Genomic DNA, 1,485 nt, shown 5'->3' with positions numbered 1-1,485 from the left:
CGCCATGCCGAGATTGTTAAAGCTACAACCACACAAAAGTATTGAAGAGTTGGAAAAACTCTACCGACAAACTCAAGACCCACGCTTAACGAACTAGATTGCAAATCCTCTGGTTGGTAGCTAAAGGCCACAAAGTAGAAGAAGTGGCTGACGTTACTGGATATCGGCGTGGTTCAATTTACAGAATTGTAGGGCGCTATAACCGATTAGGTGTTGATGGATTAAAAGATCGTCGCCATCAACATCAGGGGCCACAGACCCTACTCTCAGAAATAGACCAAGCTTTACTATGGCAAGCACTACAAGAGCCACCCATAGATGGAGGTTTATGGAATGGGCCTAAAGTGGCGGAGTGGATGAGCGACCATTTAGAGCGTCCTATTCATCCTCAAAGAGGGTGGGAATATTTACGCAGCTTTGAAATGCGTTTAAAAGTACCAGGTCCAGCACACGATAAAGGGGACACTACAGAGCAAGAACAGTGGAAAAAAAACTCAGGCAAAAACTCCAAGAAGTAAGTCAAAAACACCCAGGGGCAACAGTCGAAGTCTGGGCAATGGATGAACATCGCCTAGGGTTAAAACCTATATACACGGATAGTCTGGACTATGTGGGGAGAACAACCAATTGCCCATGTCAACTGGAGATACCAATGGCTATGGTTATATGGGTTTGTCAATCCAAATAATGGTGAAACTTACTACTGGATTTTACCAAAAGTTAATCTAGAGCTGTTTAACCGAGTTGCGCGAAGACTTTGCACGAGAATTTGACTTAGGAGAAGACAAACACATCATCTTAACCATTGACACAGCTCGATGGCATACAAGTTCTGAGTTAAAGATTCCTTTAGGCTTGCACTTAGAGTATTTGCCAGCCTACTCACTCTTATTTACAACCTGCGGAGCGTTTATGGCCTCTAATTAATGAACCAATAGCAAATCGTTCATTTGCTAGCCTTGAGGAGCTAGAAGCAGTTTTGTTTGAGCGTTGTCAAGTTCTTTGAAAACAGCAGCTTCTAATCAAGGCTATAACCCAGTACCATTGGTGGCCGAAAATTCAAGTTTAATTACTCTGATACTACCGGATTTGAGTTCACAACCTCATATGCACGAATTAAATTGAAGCATCTTGATCCTGTTGGGTGAAACTGTGACACACTCAGAACTCGCTCACACATATTTCTCCATGCCAATTGAAGAGCCTGGGAAGAGCAAGTGTGGCGCTATATCGCCTGATGGTCTGTGAGGATCACTTCTTGCTTGTAAGCAAAAGATACTAGCTACCAATCAGAGGATTTGCAATCTAGTTCATTAAGGGCGGGTATTGAGTTTGTCGGTAGAGTTTTTTCAACAGGACTTACCCCCACTCTGAGGCAATACACTATCTGTGGGGACAGCTACCAGATATGGGGGTCCTGCCTAAGTCCTGTCTAACTCTTCAATACTTTTGTGTGGTTGTAGTTTTAACAATCTCAGTATGGCG

General features: G+C 43.4%; 1 pseudogene. It reads left to right on the top strand.

The window, feature by feature from the left end:
• Window positions 1-4 precede the first annotated feature (4 nt).
• Window positions 5-1,006: pseudogene (locus tag F6K22_RS40725) on the top strand (IS630 family transposase).
• Window positions 1,007-1,485: the final 479 nt, after the last annotated feature.

The sequence above is a fragment of the Okeania sp. SIO2F4 genome, assembly GCF_010672385.1.
Lineage (GTDB): Bacteria > Cyanobacteriota > Cyanobacteriia > Cyanobacteriales > Microcoleaceae > Trichodesmium.
This window is presented reverse-complemented; position numbering and strand designations above follow the sequence as displayed.